Source organism: Pseudoalteromonas sp. MMG022, from assembly GCF_021654245.1.
In the GTDB taxonomy this organism is placed as follows: domain Bacteria; phylum Pseudomonadota; class Gammaproteobacteria; order Enterobacterales; family Alteromonadaceae; genus Pseudoalteromonas; species Pseudoalteromonas amylolytica.
Genome location: NZ_JAKFZQ010000016.1, coordinates 87,187 through 109,649, shown reverse-complemented (window position 1 = coordinate 109,649; position 22,463 = coordinate 87,187). Strand labels below are relative to the sequence as shown.

Genomic DNA, 22,463 nt, shown 5'->3' with positions numbered 1-22,463 from the left:
TTTCGATTGTTACATTTGGTTTGTTGGGTACGAAGTTCTAATGAAGGCATATTTGTATCTAATCAAGCAAGTTAAGGTGATTCTATTACCTCTAGAGGTAGCCAAATTTATTGTGGCACTACAACTACAAAACCGTCTATCAAACTTACATGCAAAATTCGTCACTTAAGTTCTGAATTTATAACTTGAATATTCAATTTGTTAGCAGATTAAAAGGGCCTTAGTGAGCGGCCCTTTTATATGTGATTAGGTGTTACTTTCACTTGCTACATTATGTTAATGCATCATTTAACAATCAAATCTTCGTCAACCAAATAGATGCTATCAGGGTTGGTTAGTGTAAACACTTTTACCGCCATGGTTTTGCCCGCAGCGTTTTCACATTCAATGATTTGGTATAGAACAGGCTGGCCAGCATAGTAGTTATCGATGGTGATATTGGTCATGAACACATCTGAATGAAAGGGGCCAACTCGGCCTTCGTTGTGGAACAATCCAAGCTCTACGCCACGGTTAGACAAAGTCGTGCAGCGGCTACCGTTACTTTGATTGTTCACGCTTATTTTGCTGGTTACTTCATAGGCGCTGTGATAGCCATAGGTGTTGGGACGATGAATAAACCCGCCTTTTGGTTCAACACTTATTTGCCAATCTACCACGGGGGCACCTGGGATGTTTACAATGACATCATAGTCTTCGCCCTGGGCGTTTGTACAAGAGACTCGTAGCCGTTTGTTTTCCTGTAGATACCGCTCGGGGATCTCTGCATTGGCCTGTTGAATAGCAACATTTGCTTGTACATCAGAGATATAGGCGTGTGCAATATGCTCTTCGGTTGACTGGGCGTAAACATTACCATATTGGCACGAGTCACCTTCATTACGCGGGTGCAAATAAACATTCAACTGGTGGGCAAATTCGCTGGTGATGATAGCCGATGCAATTGGCCCATAACCATATTCAGTGACACGTTCAAAGCCATCGGTATCAAATGCTTGTTCAGGTAATGCGAGCGTGCCTGTCGATGCTGTTAAAGCGACTACGGCGGTGAATAAATTTAACTTTTTCATACAATTTAATCCTTTTGTGTTTCATAAAAGTTGACTAGTGAGTTCAAAACTGAGCTCTTCCTTGCTTAAGCGAGATGATCATAGGGCTAAATGACAGCGCTGACAATGTTGGAATGTGAACTTTTAATGATATAAATCAATGTATTATGATATTCATATTTTTAGTGTTCTATTCACATCACAATGTGAAATACATTCGGATAATGTGCTATGAGGCACTATTGTGTGACGGGGGATAACCATTGAAGTTCTTGTTAAATTGATTGGTGACTGAGCTTCAGTTGATTGAGAATGAGCTGATGGCAGCGGTATGTTGCTCAATATATTGTTTAATTTTATTGATACTGTTGATGATTAGCCGCTAAAGTAGAGTTTACAGGCCAATGTTTGGAAGCGTTATGAAATTACCTATTTATCAAGTTGATGCCTTCACCAATGAGCGGTTTCAGGGCAACCCTGCTGCGGTGATCCCGTTAGATGACTGGTTAGACGATGCGTTGTTACAGAAAATAGCGCAAGAGAATAATTTGTCAGAAACGGCATTTTTTGTACAAGCAGAGTCGGGTTACGAACTGCGCTGGTTTACACCCAAAGATGAAGTTGACTTGTGCGGACACGCAACCATGGCAAGTGCCCACGTGTTGTATGAGCATCTAGGTTACGAGCATGAGTCGATATCATTTCATACGCGAAGCGGTGTTTTGGAAGTGTGTAAAACTGCACAAGGATACAGCATGAACTTTCCTGCTGCTGTGCTTGAAGAGATCACCGCACCTCTATCATTGGTTGGTGGCCTTAAGAATGTTGAACCAAAACAAGTTTTTACTGCATTTGACTATATTGTGTTACTCGAAAATGAGGCACAAGTCAGAGCACTAGAGCCAGATTACAATACTTGGCGCAACTTGGATTTACGCGGGGTTGTGGTAACTGCACCGGGCGATCAGGTTGATTTTGTAAGTCGCTGCTTCTTCCCCAATTTGAGTGTGGATGAAGACCCAGTGACGGGTTCAGCCCATTGTGAGTTAGCACCGTTTTGGGCGCAAAAGTTGGGTAAAAATAAGCTATCGGCGATACAAGCATCATTGCGCGGTGGCACTATTTTATGTGAAGTAAAAGGGGAGCGGGTGACCCTAATCGGTAGTGCGGTAGATTTTATGAAAGGTGAAATCATTTGTTGATAAATAAAACCGCCAGCGCTTGGGCTGGCGGTTGAGGTTATCACGCGTTATTTGCTTGCTTTGTACTTAAGCGTTACGTTTGCATAAGGAAGAATGCCACGTAAGCCAAAGTGCCATACACCAGCTTGTGGGTTGTCTAAGGTACACTTCTCGTTGCTACCCCATAGATATGGACGGCAGTCATATTTGAAGAAGTGTGTTTTCTTAGCAAGACGAACATATAAGTCGGCTTCGCCTTCACCACTGATGCTTACCTCAAGGTTTTTATACCCTTCAGGTAGTTCGATTGAAAAACGTTGCCACCAGAACCAGCCAGCAAGAGCACTAAACTCGCCTTCAATGATATCTTGCTTAGACTGAGTTTGTAGTTCAATCACAATCGGATCGTGATCCGATGCGCGGTAAGCGTGCTCTGCGTATAAGCTTGCTTGATGCTTCTCTGATTTGTATTCCGTATTGTAATCAAGTGCAACAGGCTCATCAGCATTGATATGCCAATCAGCGATGTCTACTACTTTTTCCATCATAGATTCACTGGCAAAGGCATGGTCTAAGCTACCGATACGACCTTGATATACGTATGAGTAATCAGTGGTGCTTTGGTGTAGCTGCTTTTTAATATCTTGATAGCCTTGCTCAACATACGCGCGGATAGGATCTTCTTGACCATATGCGTTCATGTCGCCAAGAATGATTGTATCTGGGTCGTCTTGGCCTGTCGGTTTTGTATCCAACCAACCGGCAAGTATTTTAACCGCATCAACACGAGTTTGGTTCCAACAACCTTGACCATCATTTTGATCCTCGTCTAAGCCGGTTGCCTTTGAACAGCTGCCTTTTGAGCGCAGGTGAGCAACAACAAGGTTGAACGTTTCATTACTTTGCAAATCAGTAAAGGTTTGCATTACTGGTGGGCGGTTACCATAGTCAAATGGTACGGCTTCAGTAAATGCAGCGGTGCCGATTTCTTTTACTTTGTTGCTACGGTAAATAATGGCAGACATGATGGCATCGCCACCTACTTTTTCAGTACCTAGGTCTACGTATGCATAGGTGTTTTCGCTGTCTTGTGCGTTCAATGCAGCCGTTAAGTCAGCCAGAGCACTTAGCTCGCCAAAGCCATCGTTTTCCATCTCTAGAATACCGAATAAATCAGCATCTAGTTTTAGCATAGCCGTCACTGTTTTGGCTTTTTGGCGTTCAAACTCTTGTGCGTTATCTGCACCACGAGGGGTTGGGAATCCAGCGCCCTGACCATCACCGTTGAAGTAGTTAAGCACGTTAAAGCTTGCGATACGTAAATCGCCACGCGTTGTTACTTCAGGTGCTTCTGTACGCGGGTTTGCAGAGATAAAGTTTGGTTGAGCTGTAGGTTGAATACGATATTGACCGTAACCATAGCCTAATACACCTTGTACATTGGTTACCTTGTCACCCAAACGCAATGTGTTGTAAGCGTCAAGCTCAGGAGTTGGGTAAGGGATCACCTCAGGGTTTTGTGCAGATGAGCCATCATCTAGCAAAATCTCTTTTTGTTTGTTTTGTGCTTCAACCGCGTTAGCCGCATCACCTGGTAATGCAATTTGCGTTGACTGGTACAAGCGTTCCGTACCTAGGCGTACTTCGCCATAACGCTTCAGGCCGTATGTGTCGTTTACAACGAGCTCGTTGCTCACTTCAACCAACATGCCTTCTACAGACTCAAGGCCCGCTTCTAACGGTAAGGTGATTAGCGTAGCAGGCACAGACGCAGATGAGCCACATACCTTCAATGTTGTGACTGAGCTTAGCTGAGTTTGGCCGTATTTCTCTTCAATTTTGCCAAGTACTTTAACGATATCACCGTTGTTTACAGCGCTACCAGTGTAATAAACGAAAATACCTTCAGAGGTTAATACGTCATTATCTTGGTCATTTAACTCTTCTTGTAAGAAGAAACCTTTTAACTGGTTATCACCTTGTAATGCAGAGGTGACCACACCTTGCACTTCTACAATTTCGCCAGCTAGCGGGCTTGCATCAGCAGCACCTTGTATTTGGCTGATCAACACATTGTTTTGGTCGCAGATTAAATCTTCAGGCTCTGGTGGTAATTCATCTGAGTGTACACCAATGTTTGAAAAGTCATCTTTTGCATTGGCAAGCCACTGTGTTGACGGTAAGAATGCGTCGCTGGCATCCGCATCACCGGTCATGAACTGTGGTTTGCGAACAAGGCTTTTGTCCTGTGTGCTCGCATCGCCATCAGACCAGCTTGAACCAGGGTCTACGCCGATTTGGCCTAAGCTGTCGATGATGTTGCCTGCTTTTACAAGCACAACCGCGTCGTCACCATTAAACCAGCTGCCACCAGAGAGCAATTGAGCCTTAGCGCTAAGCGCCTCACTCGCACTAGAGTGCGCAACAACATAGGTAGATTTACCTGCTAAGTTACCCTCTAAAGCAATGGTGCGACCAGCATCGGTGTTGCCATTGAAGTAAAAAGAAAGTGCATAGTCAGCTAAATCAATGGCTTGTTCACTAGTATTGTAAACTTCTACTGCCTTGTTGTAGCTGCTACCTTCGACATATTCAGAAATGATTAGCTCTGCATGAGCTGGGATGCAAGCCGCTGAGATCAGGGTTGCTAGAATTGTTTTCTTTAACATTTTATTATAGTTCCCGTGTTTAGCACTAATCTAGTGTGTTCACTAGATTTGGATATTCTACTCTATTTTTATTGCATTTGTGTTTAAATATTTTCATATCAAGTACATTTAGGATGATTAAATGTGAATTTTTCTGTTTCTTTTAAAGGGTTACAGGGTAGGGGGATACTGAGGTTTAGTGATGATTTGGCAACTAAAGGGATACTTTGGTTAACATTTGGCCCGAAATAAGGAGTGCATGTGCGATGCTTATAACATCGCACCTTGATAGCTCATTACTTTAGAAGTAAGCATTGAACGCCACTGAAACTAAATCACCCTGATCACTATCAGAATAATAAGCGCGTAAGAAATACGTGTTAGAGAAAAAGTATTTTGCCTCCAACTGCAAGTCAGAGTCGTTTAGCCCCGCACCGACCGCAAAATTGGTGTTGAAGTAATAGCTCGCCATAAATGCGGTTACTGAATCGCTTTCGTCGCCATCAGAATGGCTGGCATCCAAAGCAAAGAATGCTCCGCCATGCAGCTTTTTAAAGTGGCGGGTTGAAACTGCCCAGTAGTCTAAGTCATCTTGCATATCCAACGTTACGCCCAAATAGTCAGATTCGTTGATTTGATGGTTATACTGAGCTTTTAGCCAAAACGGATCTGAGTCGTTCTCACGTACATGCTTAGTAATTGATAGCTTGAGCGCGTCATTATATAGATAGCCAAACCCTATGGCATGATTGTCTTCTTCTCCTAAGTCTTGAACTTGCGCATTTACAAACCAGTTGTTGTAAAAGGCCTCACCCGAAAGTCCAAAATAGTTATCAAAGTCGGTATCGGTATAACTGGCACTGACTTTTGAATCCGTGTCTAAATATCCAAAGTCATCCCATACGCCGGTATTTTGTTGTGGTGCGAAATAGTAGCTACTCGACAGGACCATCGCGTCAAGACTATTTTGCTCTGCGTGACTGAATTCAGCGGTGTTAAACCATTGCTTATCAGAGGTGTTTTGTGTTGCTGCAAACGTACTAAGCGGCAGTAACAAAGTACAAAGAGGTAACAGGTAACGCATACTGAGTGTTCCTTACATAGTTAGGCAAATAATAACGTGGGCTAATAAGGCTTACCCTGATTTTGTGCGTACCTTATAAACCTTTAAGGCTTAATACAAGCTTAAAGATATTACAATTTTTGGTAGAAATAAGCAGTTGAATCAGTAAGTTGAATTGAAGCTTAATTGTGTTCAAAATAGATGCGATAGGTTGCAGACCAAATCGGGAAATCAACATCCATAAGATAGCAGACAAAGTGCTCAGCATTGAGATTCGCATAATTAAGTAAGTACTCTACCTTTGCCTGCATTTTCATATCTTGGTTCAATAGGTTATGTGGATTTTGCAGGTTGATCACGCGAAGCTCTGGAAAGTCGGGTAGGCGTTCTGTCCACATATCACTGGCGTTTAACTTTCCTTCCTCAACCTTTTGATTGCCATGATAACAACCAACATTCACATTGCTGCTTCTATCTATTGCTTTGTCGACCAAAACTAACAGGGTTAGACGCTTGGTAGGATTTTTAATTGAGATACTGGTAGAGCTACATTGGCTTTTATGTGTCAGAGGATTAACCAATTCATCTGGGTTGTTAAAAATGAAAGTGGCATCAAAGCGGGGTGCATCGGGTAATTCGTCAAACACGATCCCTGAGTTACTTGGTGAGTAACTACTGTATGCCTGATCTAACCCAGACGTTGAGAACTCACTGGCGATCCCTATGGTAAATTTATTCGAGTGGATACGACTTGCCTGGGTTAATAACTGGGGTTGCGTGAAATCAGTTGGGTGTGGATGCGTGTAAAACTGTACAAAGGGTGGTGCGCCGCGTTGACGTTTAATACCCGTTTTGCTGATAAGTGCTATCTCTTGTAAAAAGTCAGCTGAGGGGCTTTGACGCGTTAAAATATAGCTACAAAAGATATGCTCAATGCTAAACCCGAGCAATGACTTTGCTGCGTAATATAGTTGTGCGCGTTTGTCTTGTTGATGAGGAATTTCATCAACGTCAGGCTCATGCAGGCTTTGTAGCTGGCGTTTCAGATCTGCGTGACTACTGGCATACATTTTTATGCTTTTAGCAAACAAGTGACATACTTGCTGAAGTTGCTGGTGGTTCGAAGCGCTAATGTGTGCTTGTAGTTTGCTGGTGAATTCTTCTAAGGCTTTAATACCGGGTAATTGCAATAGGACTAGCTCGCCCGTTGCTGCTTTTTTGGCATTGAAAACACGCTGACTATTTGACCTGTGATAGTTCAAAAATTGCGTTAAACCATTGATAGTGTGCGCTTGTAACGGGAGTTCGGCAAAAGCCGCATTAAGGGTTTTTTTAATTCGCTCACCTAATCTGGTAAGTTCACTGGCGGTTTGCTGATTAAGTCCCATGATATCAAGTCGTTATTTTAATATAAAAGTTAGATTACATGGGACTTAGGTTTTTTTAAAGTCCGGTCGAGAAATTAAAAATCAATTACATGCCGCTGCAAGAGCCAACACGTACCCAAGGACCCCAAGGACCTGAAGACTCAGGGTGTTCACCCTGTACCCACCAGTTTGCACGGTACACACTACCATTTACGTGTGCCAGTGAACCTGATTGATATACGGTTTGTGCAGACCAAGCATCAATGCCATTACAGTCACCAGTACCACCATCCGTTACTGACACAGATTTTGTCACAGAGGTTGTTTGGTTGTTGTTGTCTGTTACTGACAAGGTTACTTGATAGCTGCCAGCTTGTGCGTAAGTGTGGCTAGGAGCAAACGTTGAACTACTGTTTCCATCCCCAAAGTTCCACTGTACAGCAACAATGTTACCGCTACTATTATTGCTAAAGTTTACGTTCAAGCCTGACACAGACGCACTGAAGTCAGCGACAGGTGCTGATGCGTCACCACACGCTTGACCTTTTTGCCATACGCTTGGGTACATATCAGGTTGAGCACCTTGTGACCACCAGATTGCTGTGTATTCATACCCGTTAAAGCTTACTTTATCGTTTAGTGCATACGCTTTAGATGCGCTCCAAGCTTCAACACCATTACAGCTACCAGGATCGCCCCCATCGGTTACACGTACTTGTTTAGAAGTGGTGTTCGTCTGACCTTTGGTATCTGTTACTGTCAGTTGCACGTTATAAGTACCCGCTTCACTGAACTGATAAGTTGGGTTAGCTTGTGTTGAAGTACCACCACGGTTGTCACCGAATTTCCAGCTATGGCTGCGAATGCCGTTATCGTCACGTGAGCGGTCGGTAAAGCTGACAGATAGTTGGTCAACAGAGAAGTCAAAGTCAGCGACAGGTGCGCCATCATCTGGGTCTGTGTTACCAATACCTGTTTTTGCTTTGATCCAGTCTAAATAGCTGGTTGTTCTGGTAAATGCTGTTGCGCCCTGACACGCGATACCCCAGCTTACAGTACCAATGCTGTAGAATTCATTGCCAACGCGCACTGCGTATGGGCCACCACTGTCGCCGTTACATGCTGAAACACCACCTTGACCGCCACCACATATCACAGAGCTAGGAATACTATAGTTTAGCTGGCTGCTACAAGTAGAGTTGCTGATAACTGGTAAATCTACTTCACGAAGCACATCGCTTGGACGGCCTTGGTTCGACGTTAACCCCCAGCCTGATACGGTCACATCATCACCAACTGAAGCGTATTGTTGTTCAATTTCGCGTGTTGCAAGTTTTGCAGGAGTGTACTGGCTGCTAGCTGGCGATGCTAAACGTAATACCGCAATATCATAACCTGAACGAATACTGTTCGCACCACGCCATTGTTCATGACTAATAATCTGAGATACACGTAATGTTTGACCATCATTACGACTGATAGAGTGTGCGCCAACACGCACCGTTAAACCACTTGTGGTTGCGTTATCGAGACAGTGTGCAGCGGTTAATACCCAGTCTTGACTAATCAATGTACCGCCACAACCCTGTCGGCCATTCATTAACAATGCAACTTGATAAGGTCTTGATTGTGGCTGGGTTTCTGTGCCGCCAACAATGCTTATATCGACGTCTGTATGTACTGGTGAGTTGGCCATCAATACTGGTGAAGAAAGCGTTCCTAAAACTGCTAAGGTTATCGTTGTCATTTTTAGATTGTTCATGTTGTATCCTTGTTGTTACTCGTGAATGAGTAATCTAGGAATAATCTGAGATACATTTTGGATCAATAGCAAGATTAAAAGTTAACCATGGTATGACCAGTTTTTTTGTCGGCAATTGAAGCAATAAATTCACCTAAATTAGTAACTTATGCGTATTGAATTATTTACAAAAACTATGTAAATGAATGTAAATATGTTGGCTTTTTATTATATTTGAATGAACTTTTTGTTTAATTGTGGAAAGTGGGTGTAGTTAATGCGCTGGGTATCTCATGAGCAAATATGACCTACCCTAATGTAACATACGCGTGCCTAGTAGCTGTGTTGTTATAGTGAGCGTAATGTGACGTAATCGACATTTTTTCTTTCAACGCTAATGTTTAAGGTTATTAACCATAAGTGTTTGCTTGCTCTTTGTAAGCGCCATACACACTGGTTTTAGTTCTTCAAAACGTTGATATAGAGAAGGAAATATAATGAGAAGGTTAGTTTGGGCGACATCGATTTGTGCGCCGTTACTTTTTGCTGGCTGTTCATTGGTTGGAGGTGATGTACACCAAGATAGCGCTGTAGATGTGAATCAGCAGGATGGCATAGCAACATTGCCACGTATCTTAGTAGTTTATGGGGGGGACATTATCACTGCCGATAAAGACAACCGAGTGTTTGACCATGAACAAGGTGATACAGGTGTACTGATAGTTGATGATACCATTGCAGCCATTGGTGATCTTGAGTCAATTAACAAACATCTAAAAGGCAGATATCCTGGCCTAAACTCTCCCGTGCGCTATCTAGATTTGGCAGGTAGAACCCTGATGCCGGGCTTTGTGGAACCACATGCGCACTTACAGCTCACCGCACAAACATCGTTTGTGCCTAACCTGATGCCATGCCTACCAGACAAATATCAACAACAACTTAACCAAGATTATGGTTGGTTGTATTATCAAGGCAAGGACATACCCACGGAACAAGCGGATGTTAGAGCGAACTGTTATCTCTATGTTGAAGAAGCAATCAATGCACTGAGTACGACGAAGGTGAACAGTGCTGATCAATGGTTAGTGGGTAACGGACTTGACCCTTCGCGGATGCTGCTCTCAAAAAACGACAACTACCCATTTATCCCTAACCCAAATAACGATAAAGATATTGATGCTCGTAATAAACTTGAGTTTGGTAAAGCGCTCAATGCCAACAAACAGTTTTTAAATTTCCCAATGCACTATATACAAGACCCAAATGCATTTGCGGCGAAAGCGCGCCAACAATCTAGTAATGTACTCGCCACAAACCCTGTGTTGATGTTGGATCAATCGGGTCATTTGGGATATGCCAATATGGCTGCTTTTAAGCAAACAGGGCTGTGTAACAAGCGCATTTCAAAATCTCAGATTGCGGCGCTTAAGCTTGGTGACAAGATAGACCCCAAAGTGATCAACTCTGACGGTAGTGTCACTTTAAGCTGTGAGGCAAGCAGTGAAAGTGAGATGGCTTCATATCAAAGTATTGTTAAGGCGATGTATTTTCCAGATGGAGACTGGGCAATTGTGAAAAATCAAGGCAAGTGGCAATACTCAGGCTTGCTCAAAGAGCAAAGTTCATATGGACCATTCGTTGTTGCAATCGAGAAAAGCCTCGCCTCTGGTCATATTGACGTAGCGGGTATGCTCAAACACGCTGGCAATATAAAAGCTTCGGACAAGCTTTTATGTAAGGGGGATACTCAAAACCCTGTTATGAAGGTGATGACGAACATTCTGAATACTTCTTCGCAACAGGGTGTAACGACCTTTGTAGAAGGTGGCTCTACGACCAGTATGGTCGACAATTACAAATGTATTGCGAAATCGGGCAAAGCGGCGACTCGCATTCGTGCGCTTTATGATTGGCAAGATTTGCACGACCAGCAAGAAAATAACAACACTCGCAGCACGCGCTATAAAATTCCATTCGACAGCCCAATGTACAAAGGAATGTTATCGGCAGAAGGCGTCAAGTTGTGGTCAGATGGTTCAACGCAAGGGTGTAGCGCTAACTTGAGTCATGATTATGAAACCGATGGATTGTGCGAACAGTTCCACACCGGGCATGTTGATTTTAATGAGTCACAAATAAGGGATAATTTACAAGGTTTTGCAGACGCAGGCTGGTATTTTAATATTCATGCGAATGGTGATGCGGGGATTAAAGATTCAATCGGTGCTTTGCGTAATATGAACAGAGCACCCAGAGAGCGTTCTCAATCAGAGTGTGAAATGAGTGAAAATAAAAAAGATTACGCGTGTTTGGCACACACAATAATTCATTCAACGGTCAATAGCGAGGGGGGAACAACTAACGCGGGAGTACCCATTGTCGTTGAGGAATATCTAGCAGCACGTCATACCCTGCCTAATCTTACGCCCAGCCACTTAATCGGCCACATTGCCTACTGGGGCCGTTCAATGGAAAATGAGCTGGGCGAGCAAAGGGGGAAGATGATTGACCCAATGCGCACAGAGCTAGATAATGATATTCCGTTTTCGATTCACAGTGATTTAAGCATTAGTGCTTTATTCCCAATATGGTTTATTGAACAAGCCGTTACTCGTAATACTTGGTATTACCCAAATCTTGAGGGAAATGGCACACCACTTAATGCACAGCAGTCTGTTGAGATCATGGAAGCAATCAGAGCACTGACCATTGTGCCTGCGATGCAGCATAACATCGCAGACAAATTGGGCTCAATTGAAGTAAATAAACTGGCTGATTTTATAGTGTTAGACAAGAACCCACTTGATTTTAATACTCATCAAGCAGGAAAGCGGCCAGTTGATATACATACCATAAACGTTGACTGTGCCTTTGTTGGTGCAAAGCTTGTTCCTTGGCTTGACTTGAATGAGCTAAGTAAAGGTAAAGAGGAGTACCTTGATTCCAAATGCAATTTAGCACTCAAGCCATATAACTAATCTAGAAAATCGCGCATAGGTCGACACCTATGCGCTTCACGACAATACAGTACTTATCAGTATTTACATTAATTCACTTCTTAGAATTGCCTCTTTAGTTGTTTTTTATAACCCTGTTTTCAGTACATTATTTTAAATTCTTATTATTATATATCAGTGGTTTGCATATATTCCTGCATGTGATTTGGCTTTGCTATTTGGTGTGTATAAATGTTTTTTGTTGAGTTTACTTTTACAAAAAGTAAATTATTTTAACATTCTGGCTTGACCTCTGACCATTGTGCTCTAATTTTAATTTGTTATTAAAATGTAATAATTGGAGCAAGTATATGAAACAACATGTTTGGGCGGCCGTGATTGGCCTATTTACTTTATTTACACAGGCAGCGCACAGCAGTGAGCAGCTTGAATATCCTGTGGTGTTGGTGCATGGCCTGTTTGGCTTTGATAACCTGCTGGGCGTTGACTATTTCTATCGCGTGCCTTCTGTGATTGAAGATGAAGGGGGCAATGTGTTTGTGGCTGAAGTGTCTTCAGCTCATAACTCTGAGCTACGTGGCGAGCAATTACTCGAACAAGTGGCACTGATCAGAGCGATTACCGGCAAAGACAAAGTGAATTTGATTGGTCATAGCCAAGGTGCACAAACCATTCGCTATGTTGCGTCGGTCAAGCCACAGTGGGTTGCATCAGCGACCAGTATAGGTGGGGTGAACTGGGGCAGCCGATTTGCTGACGTGGTAAGAGGCAGTGTTGACTCAGGCTCTTTCTCCGAGCAGTTTTTGGCTTCGCTTGCGAATGGTTTAGCGGGTTTGATTGACTTGCTATCTGGCAAAGCCACTGCACCAAGAGATGCGCTAGAGGCTTTGTCAGCTTTGACAACCGAAGGCACATTGGCATTCAATCAGAAATACCCAGAAGGAGTGCCGAGTAGCTATTGTGGCCAAACTTCGGCATTAGCCAGCAATGGTGTGTATTATTTTTCTTGGAGTGGCAGCAAAGCGTGGACCAATCTATTAGACCCCGCCGATAACGCGTTAGCACTGTTTTCACAAGTATTTGATGAGCCTAACGATGGCCTGGTCTCAGCTTGTTCAAGCAACTTAGGCCAAGTCATTGGTAACGATTATAAAATGAACCACCTTGATCAGGTAAACCAAACAATCGGTATTCACCACTTGTTTGAAACAGATCCATTGACGCTTTACCGCCAACATATTCGTCGTCTTAAGGGGTTAGAACTATGAGTAAGTGGGGTCTTGGCGCTGTTATTTGCTTAGTCGTAGGCTATTTTTATTTTGCGGGTAGCCAAACGCTGTTGTCTGAGCATACGATTATTTTGCATGAGTCTACACTCACGCAAACCGACAAGACCCCACATCACAACTCAATAGCAGTTGAAAAGCGGGTCCACCAAAGGTGTGACCCGGTTTCTAAAGCTGATAAAAACACACTCGATGATTGGTTGCTGGCGCTACAAAACAGTAATCAACATCACCTGTGGCGTGCACACCTAAAGCAGTTGGATAACTGTTTACATGACTATGTTGAAACTTACATGGCTTACAAGCAAGCATTGACGGAGGTAGATGAAAATCTGAATATTTTTGAACGCCACGAGTTTTTACAATCAATACAGCAACGCTTTTTTTCAGCGCAAGTGATAGCGCTTTGGTTTGCACAGGAGAACGCTTGGAACGCGCAAGCCATTGAACGTTGGAAGATACTTGCTGACAAGCAATTGAGTGAGGCGCAAAAGCAGCAGCTTATAGCACAGCATGTCAGTCAACTCCCCGAGCGCGAACAGCGCTTGATAAACAACAGCACACAGCTGCACGAGCTTGCAGATAGCTGGCAGAAGCAAGATTACAACCAGCTCAGTGCGCGCTTTGGCGATGAAGCTGCTGAGCGCATTATTGCGTTGCAAAAAGAGCGAGCAAGTTGGCAACAAAAGCTAGCTAAGTTCGAACAGGAGCGCGCGCACATACTCGCGTTTGAGTTATCCCATGATGAAAAAACGCAAGCAATAGAGCAACTTAAACAGTCTATGTTTAGTGATAATGAACAGAAACGTCTACCCAATACACAGGCCAGCCTCTTTGTTGATTAATGGCACAACCTGATTGCTCAAATCACCTAGCGTAGCCAGTCAAAGTAAAGTCTCGCCTACTTGAGCAAACGCTCTGTGGAGAAATAATAGTTACCATAAGGCTTTGATTTTTACCTGCAATAACGATACTTTAATTTTCTCACCGAATTATAAGAAAGGGAATGGTATGCGAGTCCAATTGCTTTTGGTTGCGATGTTTTACTCGGCGTGTGCGCTTTGTGATACGTCAAATTTTCAAGTCACTAGCGTGTCGAAGCGTGCTTTTATCATCACAGAAAAGGATTATGGCACCAACATTGGACTCATCAAAACTGATGCGGGCGTTGTGGCGATAGACCCAATGCCTGGTGAGAAAAACCTAGACACGCTATACCAAATCATACAACAGCACAGTAAAGTTCCAGTGAGCTACGTGTTAAATACCCACCAACATAGCGATCATACAGGTGGAAACACCTACTTTGTTGAACAGGGCAGCAAGGTTGTTGAAACAGTTAGTCAGCTACCTGAATTTACAGAGTTTGTATTTAAATCACACACTTCAAAAGATAAAGTTTTCTACCACAGTAAAAGCAATAGTGTGTTTGTTGGTGATATTTATGACACCAGTTGGCACCCAACATTTTACTCAGGTGGTCTATCAGGGTTTAATCAAGCCATCGAGAAAATTCTCAACATAGGCGATGAGGATAGTCTTATCATTCCGGGGCATGGTAAGCCGACGAGCAAAGTGGAGTTACGCCAGTTTAGAACACATACCCAAGCATGGGTAGAGCAAATCAAAGTCTTAAAAGACAAAGGCATGAGCGTCGAAGAAATCATGAATAACGATAACGTGAAAGCGCTGTTGCACAATTTCAATCTCGCTAATAAGCAGAACTTTATCCCCGAAAATGCCTTTAAACGCTTTATCGAAAGAACCTTTACTGTGATTGATAGCGGCAAATAATTACAGTGGTGGCTTTTATTTCACAGTATGTAGGTGTTTGCAGTGCCTACATACTGCTTAATCCGAGTTCAGGTTACTTAACCTCAGCGGAGGTTATTGACACTCCATCGTCGATGCTTGCGCTGTAGGTACAACTGAGTTCATAAAAGCACCTAAAGAGGCAAACACGACCCTCATCCTATCAGCCCAGCTTGTGTAAACAACAGAGTTTATATTCGGCACGTTGGCGGTTTCTGAAGTAATTATTTCGCCTGTGTTAGCGTCCCATTCTGTAACAATTGAGACCTGTTTAGCTTTGGAGCCTGTCACTGACCTTCTGAACTTTTCAATCACTTTTCTTATCTGTGCTGGAGGCGTGCCAGATAACTCAACAACATATAAAGCTTCACGGCTTATGTGGTTAAAATTTGTGTGAGGGTAATGTAAAGGTCTAGGGTAAGATACGATAGCTATATTCAGTGTACTGTCAGGCTCAACGCGTTTAATTGCTTTTGCTATTGTTCTTGAATGATCGTAATTGTACACATACAAAAGCTCTTCTCCTGATCTCGATTGTTTCAGTTTGGATGTGTTCGTGCCTGAATTAATCGGCGCTAGAAATATTGCAAGCTCGTGAGGGGGAAGCTCCATGTCCGAGGCTTTAGAGACATCGCTAAATTCACACATAAATGCTGTTGCAGCAGCCAGCCTTTTACCGAAGTTATCAGGGCTTTTCTCAGTGATGATTAAGTAGGAATAGTATGCATAGGAGCTATCAAGACCATAGCCTGAGTCAAGAAACCCTCTGAGCATCAGTTGTATTTTTCCATCCACTGAGTCGGTTTGCACTGTTTTATTTGTTGTTTGGTGTGCAACTACCTCACCATATTGAGAGGAGCTGCACGATGAAAGTATCGTTGCAACTATTGAAACAAAAAGAGCTTTAAATGAATTAGACATCTTCACCTCTGTTTTCTTTTAATTTCTTGGCAAAGAGGTACAGCGCTTTCAACGTGGAAACTAACAATAATACAAAAAGCATCATGCCTGTGGTTTCTGATGCGTCAAGTCTCGCGTTGTTATCTGAAATATCGTAGAAAGCCCAAATAGCAACTGATATCATCAATGTTGCAATGAGTCCGCTAATACCAACCCATTTGATTATCATGCCTATTATTTTCTTAACCATCCTCAATTCCTTAGAAAGGGTTAGCAATATAGCCTTTCAAATATAGATACCGAACGGGTTATTGCCAAGCAACGCCTCAGATGTAATTACGCCTAACGGTTCATAACTGATTTAAAGTCGTAAACATGGCAGTGTGTAGATGGAAGACAATAAGCGCTGTGTGTAATCATTGCTGGTATATCACCCTTGAAATTTCCCCAAAATAACTAATATTCAAACTGGCTACATTCTTAACCAAGAATTAACCTGAAGGGCTTTAGAGTGTCATCTAAAGTAATTATGAGTGCATCAATATGAAAATGTCGGTGACTAAATTTGATAGGCTGGCGAGAGTGTTTCATTGGGTATCCGCAGTGGTGATCCTCTGGGCTACATTTTCGGGATTGTTTCTCGCTGCCGTTAAGGTAGAAAGAGAATGGCAAGTACTCATAAGTGGGTTTAATGTCTCCCTGACAACGGTATTTATTCCCATATTTTTTGGGCGGGTGGTTCATGCACTACGAAAAAAAAAGCCTAGCTATCAGGGCTCTCTTAACGCTTTGCAAGCGAAGTGTGCGCATTGTGTGCATGTATCTATGTATTTGTTAATTATGCTTATAATTGTCTCAGGGGTACTAATGATGCGCCATGAGTTTCAAGTTTTTGGCATTGTAAACATAGCGCCTTTACTCAAAGATGTGTGGCTTTGTGAATTGTTTTCACAAATACACCATTACGCCAGTTATATATTGGCGGTGTTGATTATTGTGCACATCAGTGCGGTGGTATGGCACCACTATACAGGCAAGCCAATCTTAAAGAGGATGCTTTAAGCTGTACTGTTTGTATCGGTAGCTACCAGCGACCTGACACAGCTAGCAATTACAAAAAGGCGATTCACTTAATCACTCTCCATGATGTTTAAAAATAATGTGTTGCTGTGTACTTGCCAAATACTTGCTTTTGAGTCCAGTAAACACAACACGGGTGGTGACGCCGGCTAAGGCAATGAGATTGGTAACAGCCCTTTTTATTTCACGCTTTGACTCCTCTTCTTTGTGACGGTTACAGTATCTAGCCGTACCCACCGCGTTACTGGGCGCTTTCAGTTGGTTTGGTATATTTTTTCTGTTATTGTCGAAACGCTTTGTTTAGCTAATAAAAATAATCACATGAAAACAAAGTGCGCTAAAACTAAAACAATAAGGCTCAGAGAGTTAAGCTAGTTCCTTGTATTATTTCTTAGCAAGCACAGAGCTGCGCTCAGGTCTTTTGAATTTAGCTTTTGGCAAAGAAAAGTTAAAGCTTTTTATCAAGTAAAGGAGTTACCCTATGCATATTAGACCCGCCAATGTGGATGACCTTACCAACATTGCTCAACTACATGGCAAAAGTTGGCAGGAAAACTACAGCTCAGTATTGTCTGGCGATTATTTAGCACATCGAGTACTTGAAGAACGCACCCAAATATGGACCGAACGACTCACATCCCTCAGCGACAATCAGTTGGTTTTGGTTGCTCAGTTAGATGGCGTGTTCAGCGGTTTTATTTGTGTGTTTGGTGATAAACACCCACAGCTTGGCAGTATTATTGACAACCTACATGTTACATCAGAGGCTAAAGGAAAGGGGATTGGCACCCAGTTAATCACATCAGCCGCTAAGTGGGCGCAAACTTACTATAAAGATTGCGGATTATATTTGGAGGTACTGGAATGTAATCCAAAAGCAATTGGCTTTTATGAAGCGTTAGGCGGGCAAAAACATTCTCAGGGTTATTGGCACACCCCCTGTGGAAATAAAGTAAAAGAGTTTATTTATGTTTGGCAGTCACCCTTGGCACTCATTAAGTAATCCGCTGATAGAAGAGTAAAAATACTCGTTTCGCAATTCGCAAGCCACTATTACAATAATTAAAGAAGTACTATGCAAATCAGAAAACTTAATACTCTGCGCGGACTTGCTGCGCTTATCGTTTTTTTCACTCATTTTAGTGATATTACAAACTGGCTCGATGGGGCATTGGGAGGCGGCTCAGGGGCCTATGGCGTGATATTGTTCTTCCTACTAAGTGGCTTTTTGATGTCTTACCTCTATTTAAATCAAGAGTTTACTAAAACGAATGTCAGTCGCTACTTTTTAGCCCGAGCAGGTAGAGTGTTGCCCTTGTATTTGCTGGTTGTATTGTGTTCATTCTTTTTAACGCAGGTGGGTAACACGAGCTTGTATGAGATACCCGACGTTAATAATTTACTTGGTCACTTACTGTTTTTGTATGGCGAAAGTGTGCTTTGGTCAATTCCGCCAGAAATACAGTTTTACTTTGTTTTTATCGTATTTTGGGCGCTGGCCAAAAATCGCGCTGGGTATATTTATCTGCTAGTTGTTGCTCTGATGATAGGGTTGTTTCTTGGTAATTTCCCGAAAATACACGGAGACATTAACGGGGTGCCATATAACGAGTTTAATGTGCTTAGGTCGCTGCCTTTCTTTTTTGTTGGAATGCTATTTGGCATGCATTACAAATCGCTGGTGGTGCCCACCTATTTAAAAAGTCACTGGTTTATTTTGGCGCTGTGTTTAATTCCGGTTTTATACCCTGAATTTTCACCGATTACTTCTGACGCCAAACACCGCATGTGGATCAGTTATGAGGTGTTATTGACAATGGGCGCGGTGTTCTTCTGTGTGGTGTTCTTAGTACCCGACAACAATGTATTGTTGGCCAATAAATTAGGAGATTTTTTTGGTCAAATATCCTATTCACTGTATTTGCTGCACATGCCAATTATTAACGCTGTCAATCAGTTACCTATCACAATTGAATTAAAGCTGGCGCTGTCGCTGATATTAAGTGTGCTCGTAGCTTACCTGTCATTTCGACTGTTTGAGCGACCCATTGCAAAGGTTATTCGACGTGCGGGCTCAGCCAAACAAAGCAGCCACTCGGGCGTGACGTCACAATCTGCACTTTAACCGCTGCCTCAGTCGCTAAAATGGAAGCCCATAGAGCTTCCTTTCTTTGCGCCTAGCGCGTAAAGTCCCTAAAAAACCACTAAAAGATAACGACTGAATTGCAAAGGGATATTATGAAAAATACGGCGTTTTTATTGAGCTTACTGCTTGCTTTTAACGTGCAAGCCGCTTCGTCGTCACTGACTGCAAAGATTGATGGCATCATGAAGGAGGCCATCGGCAGCGATGCGCCGGGTTGTAATTTGGGGGTAAGCCATAACGGTCAGTTTATTCATAAAGCGGGCTATGGAATGGCAAACCTTGAGCTTGACGTGCCATTGGATGGTAATCAAGTACATCGTATGGCGTCTGTGTCAAAGCAGTTTACGGCAATGGCGGTTTTGATATTGGTCCAGCAAGGCAAGATAGACTTAGACAAAGATATTCATGCTTATCTGCCAGAGCTACGTGACTACAAAGCAAAGGTAACTATTCGCCAGATGTTAGATCACACCTCAGGTATGGGAGATTACGATTTAATTGCTCCTTCATTTGAAGGCGAAAAGAGTGAACGAGCTATTACCTTAAAGTCGGCTGCAGGTGGTGAATTTAGGCTGGGCAATCAAGACTATCTAACGATTAGCGAATTTTATGACGTGGTAAAAACGGTGCCTTTGGCACGAGCGCCCAACACTCAGTTTCAATACTCGAATCTAGCGTATTTTTTGTTGTCTGTGTTGGTTGAGGAAGTATCCGGTAAATCATTGCGTCAATTTAGTGATGAGCACATCTTTAAACCGTTAGGGATGAAGCACACGTTTTTTAGTGACAACCCTTTAGAGGTAGTTAAAAACCGAGCATCTGGTTATAAACTCAATGATGAAGGTCGATATGTTATTGATATGACTAACCTATTTTGGGTCGGTGATGGCGGATTACATACCAACCTAGACGATATGTTGATTTGGAATAATCAATTTTACCAGCCAAAAGTGGGGGGAGACCCAGATGCGCTTATCAAGATGATGAATACGCCAAACGCCCAAATTCAACCCAATGCTGAGGAAGGCTACGCCAATGGGCAGTTTGTTAGTCAGTTTAAAGGCTATACGAAGTATGCGCACTCAGGTGGGTGGCTTGGCACACTGACTTACTTCGCTCGTTACCCGCAACTGAAGCTGTCGTTGTCAATGATGTGTAATGATGTAAGCAATGGTGCAGTATTTGACGCCTTGAACGAGGTAACGACCATCGTGATTGATAACATCACCAGTGAACAAACACCGTAAAACAAATGAGCGAAGGGGGGGCAGCTCCTTCGCTTGGCTATTGTTTACTTACCGCTATACCAATATGAATGACAACACACTCAACCAAAGCAGTTGAAAACCATAAGAAATACGCTGATGGATGCCAACTAATCGTGGATGCCAACTAATCGTGGACATCCACTCGAACTGAACTAACTAATCGAATGAACTAATCGTGGACACCCACTCGAACTTGAAAGTTCGGGTGGCTTGTCTAAGCTTTAGTTTCTTTAAAATTCAAATCAAATTCAAAGTTCAAGGAGTGAACGATGGGATTAGCAAACCCTGACACCCAGTGCGAATATACTGAGGCTAATATCAAACCTATACATCATTTTGGGCTGTCAGCTCTCCGCCTGCATCTCCGGTGTTGATCACGCTGGAACTAATCGTGGACATCCACTCGAACTTGAAAGTTCGGGTGGCTTGTCTAAGCTTTAGTTTCTTCAAAATCATTTCAAAATTCTAAGTTCAAGGAGTGAACGATGGGATTAGCAAGGAAGCGACAAATCAGTTTGTCAGATACTAAATACTATCATTGTGTTTCACGGTGTGTTCGCCGGGCATTTTTATGTGGTGAAGATAAGTTTATGGGTAAATCATATGAGCATCGAAGGGGTTGGGTAGAAGAACGCTTACTGTTTTTAGCGCAGGTATTTTGTATTGATGTGTGTGCTTATGCGGTGATGAGTAACCATACCCATGTTGTGCTGTATGTGGATGATAAAAAAGCTCAAAGGCTGAGTGACAGAGCGGTACTCATACGTTGGCACAAACTGTTTAAAGGCTCAATTCTAAGCCATAAATATCTGCAAGGAGAGCGTTTAGACGAAGGGCAGCGGTTCTTCTTGAACAAAGAGATAAAAGAATATCGCAATCGTTTATCGAGTATTAGCTGGTTTATGCGGGTGTTAAATGAAGGCATAGCACGCCAGGCAAATCGAGAAGATAATTGTACAGGTAGATTTTGGGAAGGGCGCTTTAAATCGCAGGCTTTACTCGATGAAGCAGCTTTGATGACTTGTATGGCTTATGTGGACTTAAACCCGATTCGGGCGAAGATAGCTAAAACACCGGAAGAATCAAACCATACCAGTATTAAACAACGCTGTGAACATGCCAAAGTGGGTAAACAACCAAAACAACTGGCGCGATTTGCGGGCAGCCCAAGAAAACACATGCCAAAGGGCTTACCTTTTGAGCTTAAAAGCTACCTTGAACTTGTTGAACTCACAGGGAAATGTATTCGTACAGATAAACGAGGTTACATTGACGGCAACCAAGCGCCTATTCTAGAGCGACTGAATATCAAGACAAAAAACTGGCTAAAACTTACCACACAGTTTGAAAAGGTGTTTCATGGTGCTGTAGGTAAGGCACACACTCTAGATATGTACTGTGAAAGACAGCAACACAAACGGCGACGGAGTATAAAATGTAGCGAAGCTTTGTTCGCTTAAACCCTCATAGCTATTCTATTCTTACTTTAATACGATGCTTTGACACAAGTAGAGGTAAGTGTGTCACGCAAGTAGGCTTTTTTTCGAAAAATTGTATGGAAGGATCGCTACTAGTTGATAATGGGAACAATTTTGTTAGACGAGCTGAATGGATTGGTGCTTTAGTGTTAGCAAGACATACTGCCTATCTCTTTCTTAAAGTGGCTGTTCATTTTGTTCATGGTTATTGATGTATGAGTGGTTTGTCAGATTGCTGGATGGCGCCTTAGGCTTATCCAACCTACAGTTAATCCAAGTAGGTCGGATAAGTGGCGAAGACACGCCATCCGACGTTGATAAACACCAATGTGAGTAATGGCATTTTGTCGAGCGACCTGACCCCATCGTTCATTTCTTAAAACTTGAATTAGAAATGATTTTTTGCAGAAGTTAACGCGCTGATGAAACACTCACACTTGCAAATAGGAGTGGGTGTCCACGTTAGGTTTCTTTCCACGTTAGG

At 42.7% G+C, this 22,463-nt stretch carries 17 protein-coding genes; 10 read left to right on the top strand and 7 right to left on the bottom strand.

Annotation, left to right across the window (positions count from 1 at the left end; genetic code table 11):
* Positions 1–284 precede the first annotated feature (284 nt).
* Entirely contained in the window at positions 285–1,070 is a 786-nt protein-coding gene (locus tag L1070_RS14755) for a hypothetical protein (protein ID WP_237126113.1), read from the bottom strand.
* A gap of 398 nt (positions 1,071–1,468) precedes the next feature.
* On the opposite strand from L1070_RS14755, the gene L1070_RS14750 reads away from it, so the two are divergent.
* Positions 1,469–2,251: a PhzF family phenazine biosynthesis protein gene (locus L1070_RS14750; RefSeq protein WP_237126112.1), complete on the top strand. Its 783-nt coding sequence runs from the start codon at positions 1,469–1,471 to the stop codon at positions 2,249–2,251.
* A gap of 47 nt (positions 2,252–2,298) precedes the next feature.
* On the opposite strand, the gene L1070_RS14745 is transcribed toward L1070_RS14750, so the two are convergent.
* From L1070_RS14745 to L1070_RS14730, 4 genes are all read right to left on the bottom strand, one after another.
* Positions 2,299–4,899, bottom strand: coding sequence for an ExeM/NucH family extracellular endonuclease (locus tag L1070_RS14745; RefSeq protein WP_237126111.1), 2,601 nt, complete (start codon positions 4,897–4,899; stop codon positions 2,299–2,301).
* Between the two features lie 280 nt (positions 4,900–5,179).
* Complete coding sequence (locus tag L1070_RS14740; RefSeq protein WP_237126110.1) at positions 5,180–5,962, bottom strand: putative porin; 783 nt, start codon at positions 5,960–5,962, stop codon at positions 5,180–5,182.
* Between the two features lie 161 nt (positions 5,963–6,123).
* A complete protein-coding gene (locus tag L1070_RS14735) occupies positions 6,124–7,329 on the bottom strand; it encodes a hypothetical protein (RefSeq protein ID WP_237126109.1) in 1,206 nt (401 codons plus the stop codon).
* Positions 7,330–7,414: 85 nt separating this feature from the next.
* Positions 7,415–9,070, bottom strand: a complete 1,656-nt coding sequence (locus L1070_RS14730; protein WP_237126108.1) for a trypsin-like serine protease — start codon at positions 9,068–9,070, stop codon at positions 7,415–7,417.
* 476 nt (positions 9,071–9,546) lie between these two features.
* On the opposite strand from L1070_RS14730, the gene L1070_RS14725 reads away from it, so the two are divergent.
* The 4 genes from L1070_RS14725 to L1070_RS14710 all read left to right on the top strand — a co-directional run bounded on the left by L1070_RS14725 (position 9,547) and on the right by L1070_RS14710 (position 15,089).
* On the top strand, positions 9,547–12,030 hold the full coding sequence (locus tag L1070_RS14725; RefSeq protein WP_237126107.1) for an amidohydrolase family protein: 2,484 nt from the start codon (positions 9,547–9,549) through the stop codon (positions 12,028–12,030).
* A gap of 329 nt (positions 12,031–12,359) precedes the next feature.
* Positions 12,360–13,277 carry a triacylglycerol lipase gene (locus L1070_RS14720; RefSeq protein WP_070986092.1) on the top strand — a complete coding sequence of 306 codons (918 nt, stop codon included), beginning with the start codon at positions 12,360–12,362 and terminating at the stop codon, positions 13,275–13,277.
* A complete protein-coding gene (locus L1070_RS14715; RefSeq protein WP_237126106.1) occupies positions 13,274–14,140 on the top strand; it encodes a lipase chaperone family protein in 867 nt (288 codons plus the stop codon). Before L1070_RS14720 ends, L1070_RS14715 begins: the two co-directional genes overlap by 4 nt.
* A gap of 166 nt (positions 14,141–14,306) precedes the next feature.
* Positions 14,307–15,089, top strand: a complete 783-nt coding sequence (locus L1070_RS14710; protein WP_237126105.1) for an MBL fold metallo-hydrolase — start codon at positions 14,307–14,309, stop codon at positions 15,087–15,089.
* Between the two features lie 93 nt (positions 15,090–15,182).
* On the opposite strand, the gene L1070_RS14705 is transcribed toward L1070_RS14710, so the two are convergent.
* Together L1070_RS14705 and L1070_RS14700 are read right to left on the bottom strand one after the other, a co-directional pair.
* A complete protein-coding gene (locus L1070_RS14705) occupies positions 15,183–16,028 on the bottom strand; it encodes a hypothetical protein (RefSeq protein WP_237126104.1) in 846 nt (281 codons plus the stop codon).
* Positions 16,021–16,257, bottom strand: a complete 237-nt coding sequence (locus tag L1070_RS14700) for a hypothetical protein (protein ID WP_237126103.1) — start codon at positions 16,255–16,257, stop codon at positions 16,021–16,023. The genes L1070_RS14705 and L1070_RS14700 overlap by 8 nt, the downstream gene beginning before the upstream one ends.
* Before the next feature lie 293 nt (positions 16,258–16,550).
* Between L1070_RS14700 and L1070_RS14695 the strand changes: the two genes are divergently transcribed.
* The 5 genes from L1070_RS14695 (at position 16,551) to L1070_RS14675 (ending at position 21,961) form a co-directional block, all read left to right on the top strand.
* Positions 16,551–17,069: a cytochrome b/b6 domain-containing protein gene (locus L1070_RS14695; RefSeq protein ID WP_237126102.1), complete on the top strand. Its 519-nt coding sequence runs from the start codon at positions 16,551–16,553 to the stop codon at positions 17,067–17,069.
* Between the two features lie 499 nt (positions 17,070–17,568).
* Complete coding sequence (locus tag L1070_RS14690; RefSeq protein ID WP_237126101.1) at positions 17,569–18,090, top strand: GNAT family N-acetyltransferase; 522 nt, start codon at positions 17,569–17,571, stop codon at positions 18,088–18,090.
* Between the two features lie 72 nt (positions 18,091–18,162).
* On the top strand, positions 18,163–19,212 hold the full coding sequence (locus L1070_RS14685; protein ID WP_237126100.1) for an acyltransferase: 1,050 nt from the start codon (positions 18,163–18,165) through the stop codon (positions 19,210–19,212).
* Positions 19,213–19,325: 113 nt separating this feature from the next.
* Positions 19,326–20,480 (top strand): serine hydrolase domain-containing protein, encoded by a 1,155-nt coding sequence (locus L1070_RS14680; protein WP_237126099.1) that lies wholly within the window; start codon positions 19,326–19,328, stop codon positions 20,478–20,480.
* A gap of 506 nt (positions 20,481–20,986) precedes the next feature.
* Positions 20,987–21,961 (top strand): transposase, encoded by a 975-nt coding sequence (locus tag L1070_RS14675; RefSeq protein WP_237126098.1) that lies wholly within the window; start codon positions 20,987–20,989, stop codon positions 21,959–21,961.
* Positions 21,962–22,463: the final 502 nt, after the last annotated feature.